Raw genomic sequence first — 20,640 nt, 5'->3', positions numbered from 1 at the left:
ACTGCCCAGTTTTTAAACACTTACCCTATGCAATTGCTGCATAGCGGCATTGAAAAGGTGGCCATTGTGCACGTGCAGCATTGGCATATGTTAGAGCTAACGAAACGAGCGAAAGGCAAATGAACATGGCCTATTACAACGAAATAACACGACGCAGCGATCTGGTCGAACGGACCTTTGAAACGATTGCAGACTATTTTCACACTGCGGCAGCACGTCATGCAAAGCGCCGCATTTACAAAACAACGCTCGGCGAACTCTCCGCTCTGGGCAATCGCGATCTGGCGGATCTGGGCATACATCGCTCAGAAATCAAGCGCCTCGCATGGGAAGCAGCTGAGAAGGCGAAAGTCGACTGAGCGCAAAGGATCAGGTGTCCCTCTCCTCCTCCCTGGGGCATCTGAGATTGGCGGCGGCTCTCACCTCCTCCCGAGGGTCGCCGCACCTTTTTCTTAGCACCTCAAGGGGTGCATTGATAAAAACAGCGCATATGTGTGCGACAAGATACACCGCGAACGGTCTTTCCTCCTCCCTGACCTGAGTGGTGTTGTAAGAGCGGCGGCCCCTACCTCCTCCCAGGGGTCGCCGCACCAAAAAATACGCATCTAAAAAGGTGCAGCGCGACACATCATGGGTTCGGTCTTCCTCCTCCCTGACTGTACACATGATGGCGTAGAGACGGCGGCCCTTCCTCCCAAGGGTCGCCGTTTTTCAATTCAGGATCAAATGCGCGATCGAGCCTCAGCACTATAGAGATCGACTGCGTGGCTGACGGTTTTTTATAAAAAAGCAATCCTTGCCACTCGTTGCAATCACAGGCGTGATCCGAGGTTTAGCACTCTAGGGATCGACCGTGTGGCCGACAGCTTTTAAAAAAAGCAGTCCTTGCCACTCGTTGCGATCACATGCGTGAACCGAGGTTTAGCACTCTAGGGATCGACCGTGTGGCCGACAGCTTTTAAAAAAAGCAGTCCTTGCCACTCGTTGCGATCACATGCGTGATCGCAACGGTTAAAACGGAATGTCGTCGCAGCCTGAGATAAACCGCGAGACAACCTTCTTTACGCCAGCCTTCTCAAAGTCGATCTCCAGTTTGTCCCCTTCGATCCCCACAACCGCGCCATAACCGAACTTCTGATGAAACACCCGCTCGCCCATGGTGAAACTCGATACCGCAGTCAGGTCGATCACCGTGTTGCGGCTTTCCTTGGGTTGCGAAATGGGCCGCGTGTTCGCGCGGGCTTGCAGGCGCTTCCATCCGGGCGAGTTGTAAACATTCGCCTCAGCCGCCGCCTGATGCAGGTTAGATTCCATTGTGGGGGCCGCCGCCCCGTACCCGCCGCCATAAAGCCCCGGTGGGGTCAGGACATCCACGTGCGCCTCGGGCAACTCATCGATAAAACGAGAAGGCAGCGAGGACTGCCATTGCCCAAACACTCGGCGATTGGCGGCAAAGGAAATCGTACAAACCTCTTCGGCCCGCGTGATACCGACATAGGCCAGACGACGTTCTTCTTCTAACCCCTTGATTCCGCTCTCATCCATACTGCGCTGAGAGGGGAACAGACCGTCTTCCCAACCGGGAAGAAACACCATGGGGAATTCCAGCCCCTTGGCCGCGTGGAGGGTCATGATCGACACTTTGGCGCCCGCGTCGTCCTGTTCGTTGTCCATGATCAGCGATACGTGTTCGAGGAACCCTTGCAGATTTTCAAAGCCTTCCAACGCTTTGACCAGTTCTTTGAGGTTTTCCAGCCGCCCAGGTGCTTCGGGTGTCTTGTCGTTCTGCCAATGGGCCGTATAGCCGCTTTCATCCAGAATCACCTCGGCCAGTTCCACATGGCTGATCGGAGGCGGTCCGTATTCCGTGCGCAAAGGCGCAAGCCCCTCGTCGACTACAGAGTCATCCTCGACAACTTCGATCCGTGGCCCCCGCAATTTGCTGTTCCACCGGGCGATCCCATCAACAAGGCTGCGCAGTTCGTTGCCGCCCTTGCCCTTGATCAATCCTTGATCAACCGCCAACCGCGCACCTTCAACCAGTGACACGCCGTTTGCGCGCGCAGCCACCTGAATGGTCTGTTGTGCCTTGTCACCAAGTCCCCGCTTAGGCGTGTTCACAATCCGCTCAAAGGCCAGATCATCCTCAGGGCTGACCACAACGCGGAAATAGGCCATCGCGTCCCGGATTTCGAGGCGCTCATAGAACCGAGGCCCACCGATGACACGATAGGGCAATCCGATGGTCAGAAACCGATCTTCAAAGGCGCGCATTTGGTGGGAGGCGCGAACAAGGATCGCCATGTTGTCAGGGTTCACCGGGTCCATTCCGCGCGTGCCACGTTGGCTCGCCTCAATCTCATCACCGATCCAGCGGGCCTCTTCCTCGCCATCCCAATGGCCGATCAAACGAACCTTTTCGCCGTCGTCCTTGTCGGTCCACAACGTCTTGCCCAGCCGATCCTCATTGCCCGCAATCACGCCCGACGCAGCCCCCAGAATATGCGGGGTCGAGCGGTAGTTCTGCTCAAGACGCACCACATGCGCACCGGGAAAATCCTTTTCAAACCGCAGGATGTTCCCCACTTCGGCCCCGCGCCAGCCATAAATCGATTGGTCGTCATCGCCCACACAACAGATGTTCTTATGCCCTTGAGCGAGCAAGCGCAGCCACAGGTACTGAGCAACGTTGGTATCCTGATACTCGTCCACGAGGATGTATGCGAACCAGCGCTGATACTGCGCCAGAACGTCAGAGTGATCCTGAAAAATGGTGACCATGTGCAAAAGCAGGTCGCCGAAATCGCAGGCGTTCAGCTCTTTCAAACGCGCCTGATACTGGGCGTAAAGTTCGACGCCCTTGTGGTTGTACGCCCCGCCGTCCGACGCAGGCACCTTATCCGGCGTCAGCGCCTTGTTCTTCCACCCATCGATGATGTTGGCCAGTTGCCGCGCAGGCCACCTTTTGTCGTCAATGTTGGCCGCTCGGATCAGCTGTTTCATCAGGCGGATTTGGTCGTCCATGTCCAGAATGGTGAAGTTCGACTTCAGACCCGCCAACTCCGCATGACGACGCAGCAGCTTTACACAGATCGAATGGAATGTGCCCAGCCACGGCACACCCTCGATTTGGCCACCAAGCATAGAACCAACACGGTTTTTCATCTCGCGGGCGGCCTTGTTGGTGAAGGTCACGGCAAGAATTTCGTTGGGTCGCGCGCGCCCTGTGTTCAGCAAATGCACAATACGCGCGGTCAGCGCCCGCGTTTTGCCTGTTCCGGCGCCGGCCAGCATCAGCACAGGTCCGTCAACCTTTTCCACCGCCTCACGTTGAGCGGGGTTCAACCCATCAAGATAAGGTTGAGGGCGCGCAGCCATGGCGCGCGCGGACAGGGATGCGCCTTCGAAGGCGTCGAATTCATCATAGCTGCTCATGGGCCACAATCTATCTTGCTCCTGAAAAAAGGGAAAGCCGCATGTTCACTCGATGTTCCCCTTCTCTGATTTCAAAAAATCCCAGGGGAGCCGCCTGAAAGGCGGCGGGGGCAGAGCCCCCACAATTCAATGGCTTGCCGCCTCCATGCCAAGCCGACATAGTGCCGAAATGGACCTAAACACGCATTTCCCCGCACTCAGTGACCTGCGCAGCCGTGCCCAAAAACGCATCCCAAAATTCGTATGGGAGTATCTGGACAGCGGAACCGGGGTCGAGGCAACGCGCAGACGCAATCGCGCGGCTTTGGACAAAATTGGAATGATGCCATCGGTTCTGCACGGCGAATTCGAACCCGACCTTAGTGTATCACTTATGGGGGCGGACCTGCCCCTGCCCTTTGGCATCGCGCCAGTCGGCATGTCGGGTCTGATGTGGCCGGATGCAGAACGCCTGTTGGCACGCGCAGCGGCACAGCTCGGTGTTCCTTATGCTCTTTCGACTGTGGCCACCCAGTCACCCGAGGATGTCGCGGATGATCTAGGCGCGCATGCCTGGTTTCAGATGTACCCCCCCCGTGACGAAGACATTCGGCGTGATATGCTCGACCGAGCGCGCAAGGCGGGTTTCAAGACACTTGTCCTTACTGTGGATGTGCCCGTCGCGTCGCGCCGTGAACGCCAAACACGTTCAGGGTTGACCAACCCACCACGCCTGACCCCACGTTTGCTGGCTCAGGTCGCAATGCGCCCGGCATGGGCGCTTGGGATGGCCCAGCGCGGCATGCCGCACATGCGAATGCTTGATGCCTACACCACCCCGGCGGCCGACAATCTGCCTGTTACCGCGCATGTGGGATATCTGCTGCGGACCTCGCCGGACTGGGACTATGTCAAATGGTTGCGCGACGCGTGGGACGGGCCTTTCATTGTCAAAGGCATTTTGCGGGTCGAGGATGCAACCAAACTAGAGACGCTTGGCGTCGACGCGATCTGGGTGTCCAATCACGCGGGCCGCCAGTTTGATGGTGCCCCTGCCTCGATCGAAGTGTTGCCTGAGATTCGAAGCGCAACATCCCTGCCGATCATTTTTGACAGCGGGGTCGAGGGAGGGCTTGATATCCTGCGCGCTCTCGCCCTGGGAGCCGACTTTGTCATGCTGGGGCGCGGCTGGCATTACGCGCTTGGGGCACTCGGGGCTGAAGGTCCCGCGCACCTTGCTCACATTCTGCGCGAAGATCTGAAATCCTGCATGGGACAACTGGGCACACGCACGTTGCGCGACCTGCCGGAGACTTTCACGCTGGCCTAAGGTGCCCACTTCAGGAAATTCCGGATCATGCGCAAGCCGACATCCTGGCTCTTCTCGGGGTGAAACTGCATGCCCAGCATCGTGCCGGTGCCAATCACCGCGCTGACGTCACCACCGTAGTCCACATGCGCCAGCCGCAGGGCCGGATCGGCCACTTCAAACTGATACGAGTGCACAAAATAGGTGTGATCGCCGTTGGCGATACCATCAAAAACCGGGTGGTCTGTCTCCAACACCAGATCATTCCAGCCCATATGCGGGACTTTCATGGACGGGTCCGCAGGCGCAATCGGCACGACCTGCCCCGCAACCCAATCCAGACCGGGCGTGTCTTTGTATTCCCGGCCCCATGTGGCCATCAACTGCATGCCCACGCAAATACCCAGAAACGGACGGGCCTTGACTTCAACCGCTTCAACAAGGGCGTCATATAGGCCACCGGTACCGCGCAAAGCCGCCGCACAGGCCGGAAAGGCCCCGTCACCGGGTAGCACAACACGGTCCGCCCGCGCCACGACATCGGCATCCGAGGTGACAACGACGGTGCCTTCGCCCAAATCGCGGGCCATCCGCTGAAACGCCTTTTCAGCGGAGTGAAGATTACCGCTTTCGTAATCGATCAGTGCCGTCAGGCTCATAGGCTACCCTTGGTCGAAGGAATGGCGTCTGCCACACGGGCATCAACCTCAAGGGCGATACGCAAGGCGCGGGCCACGGCTTTGAATGCAGCCTCAGCAATATGGTGGCTGTTGAGGCCATGCAGCATATCCACATGTAGCGTAATGCCGCCATGAGTGCTGAGCGCCTGAAAAAATTCGCGCACCAGTTCTGTGTCAAAGGTGCCGATTTTGGGCGTGGGCAGATCGACATTCCACACAAGAAACGGACGGCCCGACAGATCAAGGGCAGCCCGGACCAGCGCATCATCCATGGGCAACAGGCAGGACCCGTAGCGCTGGATACCCTTTTTGTCCCCCACGGCGCGGGACAGCGCCTGACCAATCGCGATGCCCACATCTTCGACCGTGTGGTGATCATCAATATGCAGATCGCCCTCGCAGCACACAGTCATGTCGATCAACGCATGGCGCGCCAACTGATCCAACATGTGGTCAAAAAACCCGACTCCGGTCTGGTTGTCATAGACACCAGTGCCGTCAAGGTTCAGCTTAACCGAGATATCAGTCTCTGCCGTGGTGCGGGTCAGGGTGGCGCGGCGCATAAGGAGCCTCTCAAAAAGTCACGTCGCGCTCTCTATAGGCGGGGTGTGCGTCTGCGCCAAGTCCTGCGCGCCCCCCTTGTGCTGGCCGGCCCCGACATGTCACTAAAACGGCACCACTTCATCGCGAAAGGGCCCCTGCCTCATGTCGACTTGCGTCTTTATCCAGATCCGTTGCCGCCCCGGCACCACTTACGACGTGGCTGAAGCCATTGCCTTGCGCGAAATCCATTCCGAACTGTTCTCGACATCAGGGGACTACGACCTGCTAATGAAGCTCTATATTCCGGCCGGCGCAGATGTGGGCAAGTACATCAACGAAAACCTGCTCGACATCGCCGGCATCGAACGGTCACTGACCACGATGACATTCAAAGTGTTCTAGGATCAGGTTTCCGGGATCTGGCGGGGGTTTCCCTGCTCGTCCAAGGCGACAAAGACAAAATCGGCATCCGTCACCTTGTGCCCGGCATGGGCAAACCGCGCCCGCGCCCACACATCCACATGAATGCGCATCGATGTCCTGCCCACCTTTTTCAACGTCGCATAAAGCGTGACCTCATCTCCAACCTTCACCGGGCGCAAGAACTGCATTGCCTCTACAGCCACGGTTGCGCCTCGTCCTTGCGACACACGACCGGCCATATTCCCGGCTGCCAGGTCCATCTGTGACATGAGCCAGCCGCCAAAAATGTCGCCGGCCGGGTTTGTATCTGCAGGCATGGCGATGGTGCGGATAACCAGAACGCCCTCTTCCTGCTGGCGCCCATGTGAGCCGCGCTCTTTCGCGCGGGCCAGATTATCGTCTTGATCGTTGGTCATCGTTGTCCCCTGCCCCGATCATACCATCCTAGCAGTACTGGATACGCTCTGACATCTGCAAAACTTGGTTGTTTCTGGCAGGCCAGAAACCCATTTGAAGCTGATTTATAGTACGACCCACGCAAACTGTGCTGCATGTGAACTGGTGAAACGCGGCGCCCGCAGGCTGCTTCTTTTGCTTTCCCCACATCTTCTACTAAGAAATTAGTTTGACTCTGTAATTCATCTGCGCGTAGCATCCCGTTGCTGGCCGATGTCAGCTCACATAATCTTTGGGAGGAGATAAGATGCGTAAGTATCTACTCTCCGCGACTGCGGCTGCTGCCGTCATCGCGGGGTCCGGGACTGCTTTTGCCGATGCTGCGGCAGCCCAAAAATGGATTGATCAGGAATTCCAACCCTCAACGCTGTCAAAAGCCGAACAATTGGCCGAGATGGAGTGGTTCATTAATGCTGCTGAGCCATACAGCGGTATGGAAATCAACGTGCTGTCGGAAGGCATTCCGACCCACGGTTATGAAAGCGAAGTGCTTACAGAAGCATTTGAAGAAATTACCGGCATCAAGGTGAACCACCAGATCCTTGGCGAAGGCGAAGTGGTTCAGGCTGTGCAAACGCAAATGCAAACGCAGCGGAACCTTTATGATGGGTACGTGAACGACAGCGACCTGATCGGTACGCACTCGCGGTTGCAACTGGCCTACAACCTGACCGAACAAATGGCCGGTGACTGGGCTGCGACCACGTCACCGACGCTTGATCTGGAAGACTTCATGGGAATCCAGTTCACAACGGGACCGGATGGTAACCTGTATCAGTTGCCAGACCAGCAGTTTGCGAACCTGTACTGGTTCCGCAAAGACTGGTTTGATGATGAGGACAACAAGGCCGCTTTCAAGGCCAAATACGGCTATGAACTGGGTGTTCCGGTAAACTGGTCCGCCTACGAAGACATCGCTGACTTCTTTTCCAACGATGTGAAAGAAGTCGACGGCGTCGCGATCTACGGCCACATGGACTACGGCAAACGCGCGCCTGATTTGGGCTGGCGGATGACGGATGCATGGCTATCGATGGCCGGTGCTGGGTCTGTGGGAGAGCCAAACGGGATCCCAATCGACGAATGGGGCATCCGCATGGAAGCCGGTTCGTGTAACCCTGCCGGTGCGTCTGTCACCCGTGGTGGTGCTGCGAACGGTCCTGCAGCGGTCTACGCGATCCGTAAGTGGGATGAATGGCTGCGCGCCTATGCACCACCCGGTGCGGCGTCGTTTGACTTCTACCAGTCGCTGCCAGCACTAAGCCAAGGCAACGTGGCCCAGCAGATCTTCTGGTACACCGCCTTTACCGCTGACATGGTCAAGCCGAAGTCCGAAGGCAACAACACTGTGGATGACGATGGCAATCCATTGTGGCGGATGGCGCCTAGCCCACACGGCCCCTACTGGACCGAAGGGCAAAAGGTTGGCTATCAGGACGTGGGATCGTGGACTTTCCTGAAATCCACGCCCTCTGATCGTGCTCAGGCCGCATGGCTCTATGCTCAATTCGTGACGTCCAAGACGGTCGATGTGAAGAAGTCCCATGTGGGTCTGACCTTCATCCGCGACAGCTCGGTCAACCACGAGAGCTTTACCGAGCGGGCACCTAAATTGGGTGGTCTGGTCGAGTTCTACCGCTCGCCTGACCGCGTGGCGTGGTCTCCAACCGGCATCAACGTGCCCGATTATCCAAAGCTGGCCCAAATCTGGTGGCAACAGATCGGTGACGTGAACTCTGGCGCGTTCACACCCCAAGAGGCGATGGATCGTCTGGCGGAAGAAATGGACATCACCATGGCCCGGATGCAGCAAGCTGACGAAGCAGCTGGAGTCTATGGCGGGTGTGGTCCACGTCTGAACGAGGAGAAAGACGCCGAGTTCTGGTTCGCCAATGGCGGTGCCAAGCCCAAACTGGACAACGAAAAGCCGCAGGGCGAGACCGTCAACTACGACGATCTGGTCGCGCGCTGGAACCAGTAAACGCAATTTCGGCCCCCTGCTTCTTGTTGGGGGCCGATGCTTTGGCCGAAGCTTTTTCCTGAGCTTCGGCCAAGTTCTACCGGGGTAAGGAAATCATGGTCTTAACGTTGAAAGATGCCACGAAGTCGGTCCGTGGGATCACCCATATCAAGCCGACGACGTTAAAACTGGAACCTGGGCACTTTAACGTGCTGTTGGGCCAGACAGGGTCCGGCAAGACCTCACTGATCAAACTGATGGCAGGCCTGGATCCCTTGGCTTCGGGTCAGATATTTATGGATGATCAGGACGTCTCAAGGCTCTCTACGCAAAAGCGTAACATCAGCCTCGTCCACCAGTTTTTCGTCAATTACCCGCATATGACGGTTTTTGATAACATTGCCTCCCCCTTGCGGGTTGCAGGCATGGCAAAATCCGAAATCGAGGGGCGCGTGCAGGAAGCAGCGGACATCCTGCAACTTGCTCCGATGCTCAAACGGCGCCCGCAGGAACTAAGCGGCGGCCAGCAGCAGCGCTGTGCCCTCGCCCGTGCCATCGCCAAAGAAAGCCGGGCCGTGTTTCTGGACGAACCACTCGCCAATCTTGACTACAAGCTGCGCGAAGAACTGCGCGAACAGTTGCCCGAGCTCTTTGCCGGGCGTGGTGCCGTGGTGGTCTATGCCACGTCCGAACCCGAAGAGGCGTTGTTGCTGGGCGGCAAGACGGCATTGATGGATGATGGTGTCGTCACACAATTCGGCATGACCGCCGAAATCTACCGCAAGCCGGACAACCTAACGGCGGCACGCGTTTTTTCTGACCCTCCGATCAACGCGGCAAGCATCATCAAGACAGGCCAGAGCGCCCATATGGAAACAGGCGTCAGCTGGACGCTTGAGGGACCGGCGGCTGCCTTGCCAGATGGCCCCTATACCGTTGCAGTGCGCCCCCACCACGTGACACCCGTCTCTGCCTCAACGCGCGATGTGGTGATGGACGGCACGGTCCTTGTCACTGAGTTGTCAGGGTCGGAATCCAGCGCTCATTTTCAGTTGGGTGAAGACGGTTGGGTATCGCTGGCTCACGGTGTCCATCCTTACGAAATTGGCGAAAGTCACCGCTTTTATATGGATGCCAGTCAGGCGTTCTACTTCGCACCGGACGGGAGGCTCGTGGCCTGATGGCAAAGATCACCCTTTCGAACCTGAAACACTCCTATATGCCCAACCCCAAGGGTGCCGAGGACTATGCACTCAAGGAAATTGACCTTGATTGGGAAGATGGCGGTGCCTACGCGCTGCTCGGGCCGTCCGGGTGCGGCAAATCCACGTTGCTGAACATCATCTCGGGGCTTTTGACCCCGTCAGAGGGCAAAATCCTGTTTGACGATCGTGACGTCACGGACCTGCCCCCGGACCAACGCAACATCGCGCAGGTTTTCCAGTTTCCGGTGATCTACGACACCATGACAGTGCGCGAAAATCTCGCCTTCCCCTTGCGCAACCGCAAGGTTCCAGAGGCAAGGATCGCCGAACGTGTGGCGGACATCGCCGCGATGCTCGAAGTCCAAGAGATGCTCGATGTCCGTGCTTCCCACCTGTCACCCGACAACAAACAAAAGATCTCGATGGGGCGCGGACTGGTGCGCGACGATGTAAACGTTGTGATGTTTGACGAACCTCTCACCGTCATCGACCCTCATCTCAAGTGGAAGCTGCGTTCAAAGCTCAAGGAGTTGCACCAACGGGTCCGCGCGACAATGATCTATGTCACCCATGATCAGACAGAGGCGCTCACGTTCGCCGATCAGGTCGTTGTGATGCAGGACGGCGAAGTGGTCCAGATTGGCACGCCGGTCGAGTTGTTCGAGCGTCCACAACACACATTTGTCGGTCACTTTATCGGATCACCCGGCATGAACGTGTTGCCTGTCAGCGAAAATGGCGGGCGGGTGACATTCGAAGGCCACTCTGTCGCGCTGGAAGGCGCGGTTAGTGGCCAAGGAGGATCGACCGAACTGGGCATCCGCCCCGAATTCGTATCCATCGCTGATGCCGGGCTCGAGGCGCGTGTGCGCAAGGTATCCGATGTTGGCCGACACTCTGTGGTCGAAGCCATGGTGGGCGACACGGCGGTCAAGGCAATCATCGAAGGTGCCGCGCCAGAACAAGGCGCTGCCGTCCATCTCAATTTTGCTCAGGCCCAGACCCGCCTTTATCGTGACGGCTGGATTGCAACGGAGGTTTCGCCGTGAAAACCGAAAATCCAAAGGCGTGGTTCTTTGTCCTGCCGGTCCTGCTTCTGGTCGCATTCAATGCGCTTGTCCCGATCATGACGGTCGTCAACTATTCGGTACAGGAAACCTTTGGCAACAACGTGTTCTTCTGGCAAGGGCTTGATTGGTTTGAACAAATCCTCAGGTCTGAGCGATTTCACGCAGCCCTTGGGCGACAATTCCTGTTCACGTTTCTTATCCTGATCATTGAAGTCCCCTTGGGGGTCATCATCGCGTTGTCCATGCCGCGCAAAGGGATGTGGGTGCCGGTTTGCCTTGTGCTCATGGCGCTGCCCATGCTGATCCCATGGAACGTGGTCGGGGCCATGTGGAACATCTTCACCCTGCCCAATATCGGTCTGTTGGGATACTTTCTGAACGACGTGCTGGGCATTTCCTATGACATGACACAAGACCCGTTCGCGGCTTGGGTCACGATCATCACAATGGACGTGTGGCACTGGACGTCGCTGGTGGTCCTGCTCAGCTATGCGGGCCTCGTGTCGATCCCGGATGCGTATTATCAGGCGGCCAAAATCGACGGGGCGTCCCCTTGGAAAGTGTTCCGCTATATCCAACTGCCCAAGATGAAAACCGTGCTGACCATCGCAATCCTGTTGCGCTTTATGGACAGCTTCAACATCTATACGGAACCCTTTGTTCTCACTGGCGGTGGGCCGGGAAATTCGACCACGCTCTTGTCCATTGATCTCGTGAAAATCGCACTCGGGCAGTTTGACCTCGGGCCAGCCGCAGCCATGAGCCTGATCTATTTTGCCATCACGCTGCTGGTCAGCTGGCTGTTCTACACCCTCATGACAAAGGATGACGGACAATGAAAAAACGTTCCCTCATTCCAATCCTCTACATCGCGTTTTTGATGCTGCCGATCTATTGGCTCGTGGCGATGTCGTTCAAGACAACAAACGAGATCCTGTCGGGTTTCAGCTTGTTTCCGCAAACGTTCACGCTGGACAACTACAAGGTAATCTTCACTGACCCGAGCTGGTACTGGGGCTACATCAACTCGATTATCTATGTGTCTCTGAACACAGTGATTTCTGTGGCTGTGGCACTACCTGCAGCTTACGCATTTTCGCGCTATCGCTTTCTTGGGGACAAGCAACTGTTCTTCTGGTTGCTGACCAACCGCATGGCTCCGGCGGCCGTGTTCGCCCTGCCGTTCTTTCAGCTTTATTCCTCTGTCGGGCTGTTTGACACGCACCTCGCAGTGGCACTAGCGCACTGCCTGTTCAACATCCCACTGGCTGTGTGGATTTTGGAAGGGTTCATGGGGGGCGTGCCAAAGGAACTGGATGAAACGGCTTATGTTGACGGCTACTCCTTCCCGCGGTTCTTCGTCACCATCTTTCTGCCAACCATCAAGGCAGGCGTGGGTGTGGCCGCGTTCTTCTGCTTTATGTTCTCATGGGTTGAACTGCTGCTGGCGAAAACGCTGACAGCGGTGCAGGCCAAACCAATCGCTGCCGAAATGACAAAAACCGCGTCTTCGGCGGGTTATGAACTGGGCCTGCTGGCGGCAGCCGGAACGCTGACCATCATTCCCGGCGCCATCGTGATCTACTTTGTGCGCAACTACATCGCCAAGGGCTTTGCCCTGGGGAGGGTGTAATGAAAAAGCTTACCTACCTATGCGGCCTTATGGCGGCAAACCCTGCCCTCGCGCAGGGCTGGGGGAACGTCGCCAAGCAAGAAGAGGAAACCGGGTTTTCGTGGACGGACCCGCTTTGGCCTGCGTTCTGGATGGCGTGGACACCGGCGACCTTTGTTCTGTTTTGCGGGATCTTTGGAGCCATCGCGATCATCGGCATCCTTGAAGGGTTCAAATACCGCGACGGGCTGGAACGCAAAGGCATCCTTGGACTGACCACGACACTGGGTGATCGGTTGTTCATCACGCTGTTGGGGACAGCTTATATTTTTCTCGCGTGGCTGGGGTTTGTTGGCCAACCGCTCTGGTGGCCACTTGGCCTCTCAGTGATCTGGGCGATCTTCTGCTTTAGGAAAGTCTGACACTTCGGTAGGACGCCTGAAAATGATGACGGTTAATAATGCTTGCGTAATGAGTGTTCGCTCGCACAGGATAGAATGGCGATGAAAAAGAAAAAGAACGAGCTGCTGACCGAAGTTGAACTGGAGTTCATGACTGAGCTTTGGGCACTAGGTGAAGGAACTGTGCGTGACGTGCTGGACAAGCTTCCGCAAGACCGCAACCTCGCCTACACATCGGGGGCAACGATCCTTCGCATCCTTGAGCAAAAGGCATTCGTTACCAGTCGGAAGTCTGGCAAAAGCCATATCTACACGCCGACCCTTGCCAAGGATGCGTATCAGACGCGCTCGCTAAAGAACCTGTCAATGAAGCTCTTTGACGACACGCCCGTCTCGCTTGTGGCGCGGCTCGTGAATGATGATGAATTGACTGAAGAAGCATTGGGGCAAATCCGGGCACTCGTGGATCGGAGGTTAAAAAATGATGGTCGGTGAAGCCCTTCTCGATGCCTACATAAATGCCAATATCCTGTTTTGTGTGGCATTCGCTCTATGGTTTCTTATCCGTGGCGCCATGTCCCGGATCGGATTGAAACACGCTTATACAACTCAACTCTGGCTTTTGAACGCGGGCTTTCTCGCCATCATCAGCGCGCCACTTCTCGTGGCCGGGTTTGGCTTTTTGCAAGGAAACGGAGTGGCCAAGGGCGTCAACGTAAACCTGTCTGATATGGTTGTGTCCTACTATCTCAACGGTGGCTTTGAGATGAAGGCATCTGACTTTGAAGGTCTGATCCTGATGCGCGACAAATTCATCATTAGCGTGATGAGCGCCGAGGGAGCCTTTGCCAAAGCCGTTATAGCAATGTTCATTGTCGGGGTTGGCCTTGGAATGCTCCGATTGGGGTATTCGATCTATTGCCTGTGTCGCCTAGTAGCGGACAGCTATGATGTTCGGCGTATCGGACGCATTCGTATCCGAGTGTCTGACCGGACGCTGGTGCCCTTTTCGACCCGCGGATTTCGCAATTACTACGTGGTCATCCCCTCTCACATGCTGGGCCAGCACCACGAAATGAAAGTGTCCATTGCACACGAGTTTCAACATATCCGCCAATGCGATCTGGAATGGGAGGTGATGCTGGAAGCACTCAAACCCCTGTTCTTCCTCAATCCCGCCTATCATGCGTGGAAACGTCAGGTTGAGCATCTTCGCGAGCTGAGTTGCGACAGTCAGGTAATTTCTTACGGGCGTATCGATGTGCGCGACTACTGCGGAACGCTCTTGGCCGTCTGCCAGCAAACCCTGCGGCGGGATCGCGCGTTCTATATCGCGGTGCCAAAGGTCACACTGGTGACGGCTGACCGAACCTCCATGAAACCTGGCAAGAGCCTTTTGGAACGCAGGATCCTGTCAGTGCTGTCTGGCCGGCGGATCCGCCACAAGCGGCTGGTATTCATGACGGCCGCTGTTCCACTTATGGCGGCACTGGTTATCACTTCCGTTGCCATCCAACGGCCCGGCGACTGGAGCCATGACCGTCTTATGTTATCGACAGTTGTGAACCTTGATCGGCTTGACGAAATCAATCGCCTTTCTGCTTTTGGACGCATCAGAAACTGACTGTTGTTCGCTCTGACATACGTCAAGCAAACACCGGCCGTTGGCTTCTAAACTAGCCTGGGAAAGGAATGGTGATGGAACGCCGATTGGCCGTGATACTTGCCACCGACATGGTGGGGTACAGTCGATTGATGGAGACCGATCAGATCGGCACCATCACGCGCCAAAAGGCGCATCGCAAAGAGCTGATCGATCCAGAAATCGAGCGTAATCAGGGCAGCATCATAAAGACCACCGGTGACGGTTTGCTTGTCGTATTTCAAAGCGCTGTCGATGCCGTCCGGGCCGCAATCGATATCCAAAAGGGCATGGCGCGGCGCGAACGCCAGCGTTCGCAAGACGAGCGCATCACCTATCGCATCGGCATTAACGTCGGGGATGTCGTTTTCGACGAGGGGGATGTTTTTGGAGATGCCGTGAATGTCGCCTCACGACTTGAAAGCATGTCTGAACCGGGCGGGTTATGCATATCAGATGTCATCCATCAATTGGTTCAAGATGGCCTGGACGAGCGGTTCAAGAACCTTGGCTCACAGAAGGTCAAGAACATCACGCGACCTGTTTCGGTTTGGCAGTGGACCCTTGATACAGAGCTTGAGCAGGTCGACGTTGCCGAACCACCCCGAAATCAAAGGGTGCAATTCTGTATAGCTCCGGATGGGGTACAGATCGCCTACGCCCGGGTTGGCGAAGGTCCCGTGCTCTTCAAAGCCCCGAACTGGCTCAATCATATCGAATATGAGTGGCGTAGTGCGGTCTGGGGCCCCTTTCTTGCCCGGTTGGCCAAAAATCATGAACTGGTGCGGTTTGATCAGCGCGGCGGTGGCCTGTCTGATTGGGACGTCGATGACATCTCTGAGGCGTCGATGGTCACAGATATGACGACGGTGGTAGAAGCAGCAAAGCTCGATGACTTCGCCTTGTTCGGAATCTCTCAGGGATGCTCCTTTTCTGTCCGCTATGCGGTCGAAAACCCAGAACGCGTGCGTTGTCTCGTTTTGCTCGGAGGGTTTTCCAGAGGGGCGCTAAAACGAAAGTCCGATGAACAGGCGAAACTGTTCGAAGCCTCTCAAACGATGATTTCCGAAGGCTGGGGGTCAACCAATCCCATTTATCGCCAGTTTTTTACAACCGGATTCATCCCGGACGCCACACCAGAACAGAAAACTGGCTTTGACGAGTTGCAGCGCGTGTCCGTTGGTCCGCAGAACCTTGCCCGGATCAACAGAATGAATGCCCTGGTGGACACCCAAGACCTTGCCCGGCAGCTGCGTGTTCCAACTCTAGTGTTGCACTCTGAGGGCGACAGACGGGTACCGCTGGAAGAAGGGCGCAGACTTGCGGCCTTGATTCCTGATGCGCGCTTTGTTGCACTACAGGGGAACAATCACGCCCTGGTGGAAGGAACACCTGCGTTTGAACAGTTTTTCGATGAGGTCAGCGCCTTTTTGAACGAACACAACAGTTGAACAAGACGCTGCCACAGCGGCCACCGTTGCCAGCATTCCATACATGCTTCTGCCGCAACCAAGGTTTACCGGCCGCCTCAGCCTAGAACGCGGTTTTTTGAACTCATTCACCTAGTTTTGGGTCTTTGCCCGTGGCGCGGCATGCTCGGGTGCGACCTTCCATGCGTTGGCATCGGGATAGACCAGCTTTTGCATTGGCGATGTCTCGGGGTGACTGATCCTGTCCATGACTGCCCGGGCGAGATATCCGCCAGCTTCGTCGGCGTTTTCTTCAAGAACCAGGATACCAGGTCTGAAACGCCTAAGGAAACTCAGGGCCTCTTTCGCAGCCATGTCGAAATCCCGTTCTAAAACCAGACCCATCTGCTCAAACGTCGAAACCATTGTCACGCATCCGCCAATGCTTGGAGCGATCAGCCCATCCGGACGGTCAGCCTTGCCATACACCGCCCGCATTGCAGCCTCTACGTCTGCCACACTGCTATGCGAAGTCGCTCCTTCCAGAACAGACACTGTGACACCATGAGCTTCAGCGGCAGCGCGCGCGCCCGCGACCATGTGGATCGCATACATTTGAGTTTGCGGAGGCGCCAGAATGGCGATGCGCGAGCGGCCGCGTGCGACCAAGGCGTCCACGGCCAAAGATCCAAACGCTGTGTTGTCATAGTCGAAATAGGCATGCGGCTCCGCCAGTTCTGTCCGGCCATGGGCCACAAATGGAAACTTGTGTTCCATCAGGTAGCGCACGCGCGGATCATCCGGTTCCGTCTGGTTCAAAATCAAACCGTCCGCGGATCCGGTTTCCACGATATAGCGGATCGGCACCATCGGATCTTCGTCCGCGAAATAGGGCGTTATGATTACATGGTAAGGCGTGCCGCGCAGAGCGGACGTAATCGCTGCAATCAACTGGCCGGTGTTGTTCATCGCATCATGCTCGGTCGACATCACAACACTGATCACGTTGGTACGCCCAGTCCGCAAACGCACCCCTGCTCTATTGGGCCGGTACCCAATCTGTTTCGCGATTTCGCGAACCCGTTCCTTGGTATCCTTGCCGATATCAGGCGCATCAGACAGAGCACGTGAAACTGTTGGCACGGCGAGACCAGAGAGACGCGCAATCGTCTTGAGCGTCGGGCGTTCTCCCGGTTCTAGAACAACCTGTTTGTCTGATTCCGAGGTCCCGGACTTCGTCATCTTGGGCGCTTTCCCTTGCAAACACCGAGAACCGAGGCGGTCCTCCTTGCGGTGAGTTTCAATAGAATCAGGTCGTTACACGTGATCCGATAATTAATTCGAGCCCTGGCATAATTCTAGCTTGATCGCTAAATCTAAAACGTTGTAGCAATTACTATAACGATTTAGAAGTCAGGGAGGACTCAATATGAAAACTTTTGCAAACCTTTTGGGGTCAGCGGCCCTGCTTGGTGCGTCTATGGCGCATGCAGGCGAGCTGGAGGTCACCCATTGGTGGACGTCCGGCGGCGAAGCGGCAGCGGTAGCCGAATTCGCCAAGGCGTTTGACGCCACAGGCAACACATGGGTGGACGGTGCCATCGCCGGATCAGGCGGCACAGCGCGCCCCATCATCATTTCACGAATTCTGGGCGGCGACCCGATGGGTGCAACGCAGCTCAACCACGGACGTCAAGCCGAAGAACTGGTCGAAGCAGGCCTGATGCTTGACCTCACCGAACTCGCCGACGCCGAAGGTTGGCGCGACATCGTGCAGCCCACCTCGCTGCTGGACAGCTGCACCCTCGACGGAAAAATCTATTGCGTGCCGGTCAACATCCACTCGTGGCAGTGGATCTGGCTGAGCCACAAGGCCTACGCAGATGCAGGCGTAGATGTACCCACCAACTGGGACGAATTCGTCGCCGCCGCCCCCGCGCTGGAAGCGGCAGGCAAGATCCCTCTCGCCATGGGTCAGCAGCCTTGGCAGTCCAACGGCGCGTTTGGCGTGATGGCGATTGCGATCGCCGGGATCGATGCGTGGTCCAAGGTAACCATCGAAAAGGATGCTGAAGCCGCTGCAGGCCCTGAATACGCAAAAGTGTTCCAGGCTGCCGCTGACGCGCGCGCGTTTTCGGCTAACTCGAAGGTTCAGGATTGGAACCAGGCCACAAACATGGTCATCACCGGTCAGGCTGGTGGTCAGATTATGGGTGACTGGGCGCAAGGCGAATTCCAAATCGCTGAGCAAGTCGCAGGTGTCGATTACACCTGTCTCCCCGGTCTGGGCGTAAACGAGATCATCTCGACAGGTGGGGACGCATTCTATTTCCCCAAAAACGACGATCCTGCTGTCACCGAAGCTCAGCTGAAACTGGCCTCAGTCATGCTCAGCAAAGAAGTTCAGGTCGCCTTTAACCTCAAAAAGGGTTCGCTTCCTGTGCGTGGTGACATCGACCTCGCAGCTGCGAATGACTGCATGCAAAAGGGTCTGGAGATCCTCGCATCCGGCGCAATCCTGCCAGACGGCAACCAGACACTGTCCCCTGACACCCAAGGGCAGATCGAAGACCTGATGGTCGAGTTCTGGAACGATCCGTCCTACTCGGCAGCTGATGCTCAGGCCGCTTATGCCGCGATCATCGCAGACGCTGACTAAAGCGTTCTAAAGCCACCAGCCCCGGTTTGACACCGGGGCTGGACCTTCGGGGGAAATCTCATGTCAGCTCCGTCTAAGACAGACAGCGCCAAGCGGCCTGTCCGCCTGCTGCGCAACCTCAACGCCAAGATTGCATCCATACCCATGGTCGCTACGGCGCTGGTTGTGTTCATCGGCTGCACCACGTGGACAGTTGTCCATTCGTTCACCAGTTCCAAACTGCTGCCGAAGCTCGATTTCGTCGGTTGGGAGCAGTACGACCGCCTTTGGGGTACACGCCGTTGGCTGGTATCCATCGAAAACCTCGCATGGTACGGCGTGTGTTCCATGGTTCTGACGCTGTTGATCGGCTTCATCCTCGCCGCATTGCTCGACCGCAAGGTAAGGTTTGAAAATACATTCCGGACCATCCTCCTTTACCCGTTTGCCCTGTCCTTCATCGTTACTGGTTTGGTCTGGCAATGGATCCTGAACCCCGACTTTGGCGTCCAACAAGTGGTGCGCGACTGGGGATGGGAAAGCTTTACTTTTGACCCACTCTACAACCCCGACATCGTCATTTTCGGCATCCTGATCGCAGGCATCTGGCAAGGGTCTGGCCTGATCATGGTCATCATGCTGGCCGGCCTGCGCGGCATTGACGAAGATATCTGGAAGGCGGCCCGCGTCGACGGCATCCCAACGTGGAAGACCTATGTGGTCGTGATCATCCCGATGATGCGGCCCGTGTTTGTCACCGCCCTCGTCCTGATCGCGTCTGGTATCGTCAAGGTTTATGACCTTGTGGTGGCCCAGACCTCAGGTGGCCCCGGCATCGCGTCCGAAGTGCCCGCCAAATACGTCTACGACAAGATGTTTGCCTCTCAAAACCTCGCTCAGGGTTTTGCCGCCTCAACAATGATGCTGGTGAGCGTGATTATCATTCTGATCCCATGGGCCTACCTCGAATTCGGAGGCAAAAAACGTGGATAATGCAATAACCCCGCGCGGCCCCAAACCACGCCGTCGCCTGTCCCGCGCCAACATCATGCTCTATGGCACGCTGATCGTGGTCGCCATGTATTACGCGCTGCCGCTTTATGTGATGGTCGTTACATCGCTCAAGGGCATGCCGGAAATTCGGCTGGGCAATGTGTTCTCGCCGCCCGTAGAAATCACCTTTCAGCCGTGGGTCAAGGCATGGTCCGAGGCCTGCACCGGCATCAACTGCGATGGGCTAAGCCGGGGCTTCTGGAATTCGGTTCAGATCCTGATCCCGTCCGTCTTCCTGTCCATCGTCATCGCTTCGATCAACGGCTACGCGCTCGCCAACTGGCGGTTCAAAGGGGCCGATGTTTTCTTTACCATCCTGATCCTTGGCGCGTTCATTCCGTATCAGGTCATGCTGTATCCGATCGTGATCATTTTGCGGGAAATGGGCCTTTATGGCTCGCTCTGGGGGCTTGTGCTGGTGCACACCGTGTTCGGCATGCCGATCCTGACGCTACTTTTCCGGAACTACTTTACCGCAATCCCCGAGGAGCTTTTCAAGGCGGCCCGCGTCGATGGTGCGGGGTTCTGGGGCATCTATTTCCGCATCATGCTGCCGATGTCCCTGCCGATCTTCGTGGTGGCGATGATCCTGCAAGTCACTGGCATCTGGAATGACTTCCTGTTTGGCGTGATCTACACCCGGCCCGAAATCTATCCGATGACGGTGCAACTCAACAACATCGTAAACTCGGTGCAGGGCGTTAAGGAATACAACGTCAACATGGCCGCGACGCTTCTGACCGGACTTGTTCCTCTCATCATCTACTTCGCTTCCGGAAAACTGTTTGTCCGGGGCATCGCCGCTGGCGCTGTGAAAGGCTGATC

20 protein-coding genes are annotated in these 20,640 nt (G+C 56.6%); 15 read left to right on the top strand and 5 right to left on the bottom strand.

The features are described from left to right. Positions 1 to 125: 125 nt before the first annotated feature. Positions 126 to 359 carry a DUF1127 domain-containing protein gene (locus DHN60_RS11635; RefSeq protein WP_108837552.1) on the top strand — a complete coding sequence of 78 codons (234 nt, stop codon included), beginning with the start codon at positions 126 to 128 and terminating at the stop codon, positions 357 to 359. A 652-nt stretch (positions 360 to 1,011) separates the two neighbouring features. Here DHN60_RS11635 and DHN60_RS11625 read toward each other — a convergent pair. Further along, positions 1,012 to 3,435 carry an ATP-dependent helicase gene (locus DHN60_RS11625; RefSeq protein WP_108837467.1) on the bottom strand — a complete coding sequence of 808 codons (2,424 nt, stop codon included), beginning with the start codon at positions 3,433 to 3,435 and terminating at the stop codon, positions 1,012 to 1,014. Between the two features lie 169 nt (positions 3,436 to 3,604). Between DHN60_RS11625 and DHN60_RS11620 the strand changes: the two genes are divergently transcribed. Then, entirely contained in the window at positions 3,605 to 4,744 is a 1,140-nt protein-coding gene (locus tag DHN60_RS11620) for an alpha-hydroxy acid oxidase (RefSeq protein WP_108837466.1), read from the top strand. On the opposite strand, the gene hisH is transcribed toward DHN60_RS11620, so the two are convergent. Continuing rightward, positions 4,741 to 5,382, bottom strand: a complete 642-nt coding sequence (gene hisH, locus DHN60_RS11615) for an imidazole glycerol phosphate synthase subunit HisH (RefSeq protein ID WP_108837465.1) — start codon at positions 5,380 to 5,382, stop codon at positions 4,741 to 4,743. The two genes, DHN60_RS11620 and hisH, sit on opposite strands and share 4 nt — an antisense overlap. Next, a complete protein-coding gene (gene hisB, locus DHN60_RS11610; RefSeq protein WP_108837464.1) occupies positions 5,379 to 5,966 on the bottom strand; it encodes an imidazoleglycerol-phosphate dehydratase HisB in 588 nt (195 codons plus the stop codon). The genes hisH and hisB overlap by 4 nt, the downstream gene beginning before the upstream one ends. A gap of 142 nt (positions 5,967 to 6,108) precedes the next feature. On the opposite strand from hisB, the gene DHN60_RS11605 reads away from it, so the two are divergent. Continuing rightward, on the top strand, positions 6,109 to 6,348 hold the full coding sequence (locus DHN60_RS11605) for an Lrp/AsnC ligand binding domain-containing protein (RefSeq protein ID WP_108837463.1): 240 nt from the start codon (positions 6,109 to 6,111) through the stop codon (positions 6,346 to 6,348). A gap of 2 nt (positions 6,349 to 6,350) precedes the next feature. On the opposite strand, the gene DHN60_RS11600 is transcribed toward DHN60_RS11605, so the two are convergent. Further along, positions 6,351 to 6,785 carry an acyl-CoA thioesterase gene (locus tag DHN60_RS11600; protein ID WP_108837462.1) on the bottom strand — a complete coding sequence of 145 codons (435 nt, stop codon included), beginning with the start codon at positions 6,783 to 6,785 and terminating at the stop codon, positions 6,351 to 6,353. Positions 6,786 to 7,072: 287 nt separating this feature from the next. Between DHN60_RS11600 and DHN60_RS11595 the strand changes: the two genes are divergently transcribed. The 9 genes from DHN60_RS11595 (at position 7,073) to DHN60_RS11555 (ending at position 16,166) form a co-directional block, all read left to right on the top strand. After that, complete coding sequence (locus DHN60_RS11595) at positions 7,073 to 8,806, top strand: ABC transporter substrate-binding protein (RefSeq protein ID WP_108837461.1); 1,734 nt, start codon at positions 7,073 to 7,075, stop codon at positions 8,804 to 8,806. Positions 8,807 to 8,901: 95 nt separating this feature from the next. Further along, positions 8,902 to 9,966, top strand: coding sequence for an ABC transporter ATP-binding protein (locus tag DHN60_RS11590; protein WP_108837460.1), 1,065 nt, complete (start codon positions 8,902 to 8,904; stop codon positions 9,964 to 9,966). Continuing rightward, positions 9,966 to 11,039 (top strand): ABC transporter ATP-binding protein, encoded by a 1,074-nt coding sequence (locus tag DHN60_RS11585; RefSeq protein WP_108837459.1) that lies wholly within the window; start codon positions 9,966 to 9,968, stop codon positions 11,037 to 11,039. The genes DHN60_RS11590 and DHN60_RS11585 overlap by 1 nt, the downstream gene beginning before the upstream one ends. Further along, positions 11,036 to 11,899 carry a carbohydrate ABC transporter permease gene (locus tag DHN60_RS11580; protein WP_108837458.1) on the top strand — a complete coding sequence of 288 codons (864 nt, stop codon included), beginning with the start codon at positions 11,036 to 11,038 and terminating at the stop codon, positions 11,897 to 11,899. Before DHN60_RS11585 ends, DHN60_RS11580 begins: the two co-directional genes overlap by 4 nt. Beyond that, entirely contained in the window at positions 11,896 to 12,693 is a 798-nt protein-coding gene (locus tag DHN60_RS11575) for a carbohydrate ABC transporter permease (protein WP_108837457.1), read from the top strand. The genes DHN60_RS11580 and DHN60_RS11575 overlap by 4 nt, the downstream gene beginning before the upstream one ends. Continuing rightward, complete coding sequence (locus DHN60_RS11570; RefSeq protein WP_108837456.1) at positions 12,693 to 13,094, top strand: DUF2160 domain-containing protein; 402 nt, start codon at positions 12,693 to 12,695, stop codon at positions 13,092 to 13,094. Before DHN60_RS11575 ends, DHN60_RS11570 begins: the two co-directional genes overlap by 1 nt. 81 nt (positions 13,095 to 13,175) lie before the next feature. Beyond that, positions 13,176 to 13,568, top strand: a complete 393-nt coding sequence (locus tag DHN60_RS11565) for a BlaI/MecI/CopY family transcriptional regulator (protein ID WP_108837551.1) — start codon at positions 13,176 to 13,178, stop codon at positions 13,566 to 13,568. Continuing rightward, the gene (locus DHN60_RS11560) at positions 13,555 to 14,697 is read left to right on the top strand and encodes a M56 family metallopeptidase (RefSeq protein ID WP_108837455.1); all 1,143 of its coding nucleotides are present in this window, start codon (positions 13,555 to 13,557) and stop codon (positions 14,695 to 14,697) included. Before DHN60_RS11565 ends, DHN60_RS11560 begins: the two co-directional genes overlap by 14 nt. Positions 14,698 to 14,771: 74 nt before the next feature. After that, positions 14,772 to 16,166, top strand: a complete 1,395-nt coding sequence (locus DHN60_RS11555) for an alpha/beta fold hydrolase (protein WP_108837550.1) — start codon at positions 14,772 to 14,774, stop codon at positions 16,164 to 16,166. 111 nt (positions 16,167 to 16,277) lie between these two features. Here DHN60_RS11555 and DHN60_RS11550 read toward each other — a convergent pair whose 3' ends face one another. Further along, a complete protein-coding gene (locus tag DHN60_RS11550; RefSeq protein ID WP_108837454.1) occupies positions 16,278 to 17,366 on the bottom strand; it encodes a LacI family transcriptional regulator in 1,089 nt (362 codons plus the stop codon). A gap of 187 nt (positions 17,367 to 17,553) precedes the next feature. On the opposite strand from DHN60_RS11550, the gene DHN60_RS11545 reads away from it, so the two are divergent. The 3 genes from DHN60_RS11545 to DHN60_RS11535 are packed head-to-tail and all read left to right on the top strand — an operon-like array spanning position 17,554 to position 20,638. Then, positions 17,554 to 18,783, top strand: a complete 1,230-nt coding sequence (locus tag DHN60_RS11545; RefSeq protein ID WP_108837453.1) for an ABC transporter substrate-binding protein — start codon at positions 17,554 to 17,556, stop codon at positions 18,781 to 18,783. A 60-nt stretch (positions 18,784 to 18,843) separates the two neighbouring features. After that, complete coding sequence (locus DHN60_RS11540; protein ID WP_108837452.1) at positions 18,844 to 19,755, top strand: carbohydrate ABC transporter permease; 912 nt, start codon at positions 18,844 to 18,846, stop codon at positions 19,753 to 19,755. Continuing rightward, entirely contained in the window at positions 19,748 to 20,638 is an 891-nt protein-coding gene (locus DHN60_RS11535; RefSeq protein ID WP_234423612.1) for a carbohydrate ABC transporter permease, read from the top strand. Before DHN60_RS11540 ends, DHN60_RS11535 begins: the two co-directional genes overlap by 8 nt. Positions 20,639 to 20,640: the final 2 nt, after the last annotated feature.

Origin of the sequence: Tateyamaria sp. Alg231-49 (genome assembly GCF_900143535.1) — a bacterium.
In the GTDB taxonomy this organism is placed as follows: Bacteria; Pseudomonadota; Alphaproteobacteria; order Rhodobacterales; family Rhodobacteraceae; genus Tateyamaria.
The sequence above is the reverse complement of the archived record's forward strand: the minus strand, read 5'-3'. Positions and strand labels throughout refer to the sequence as shown.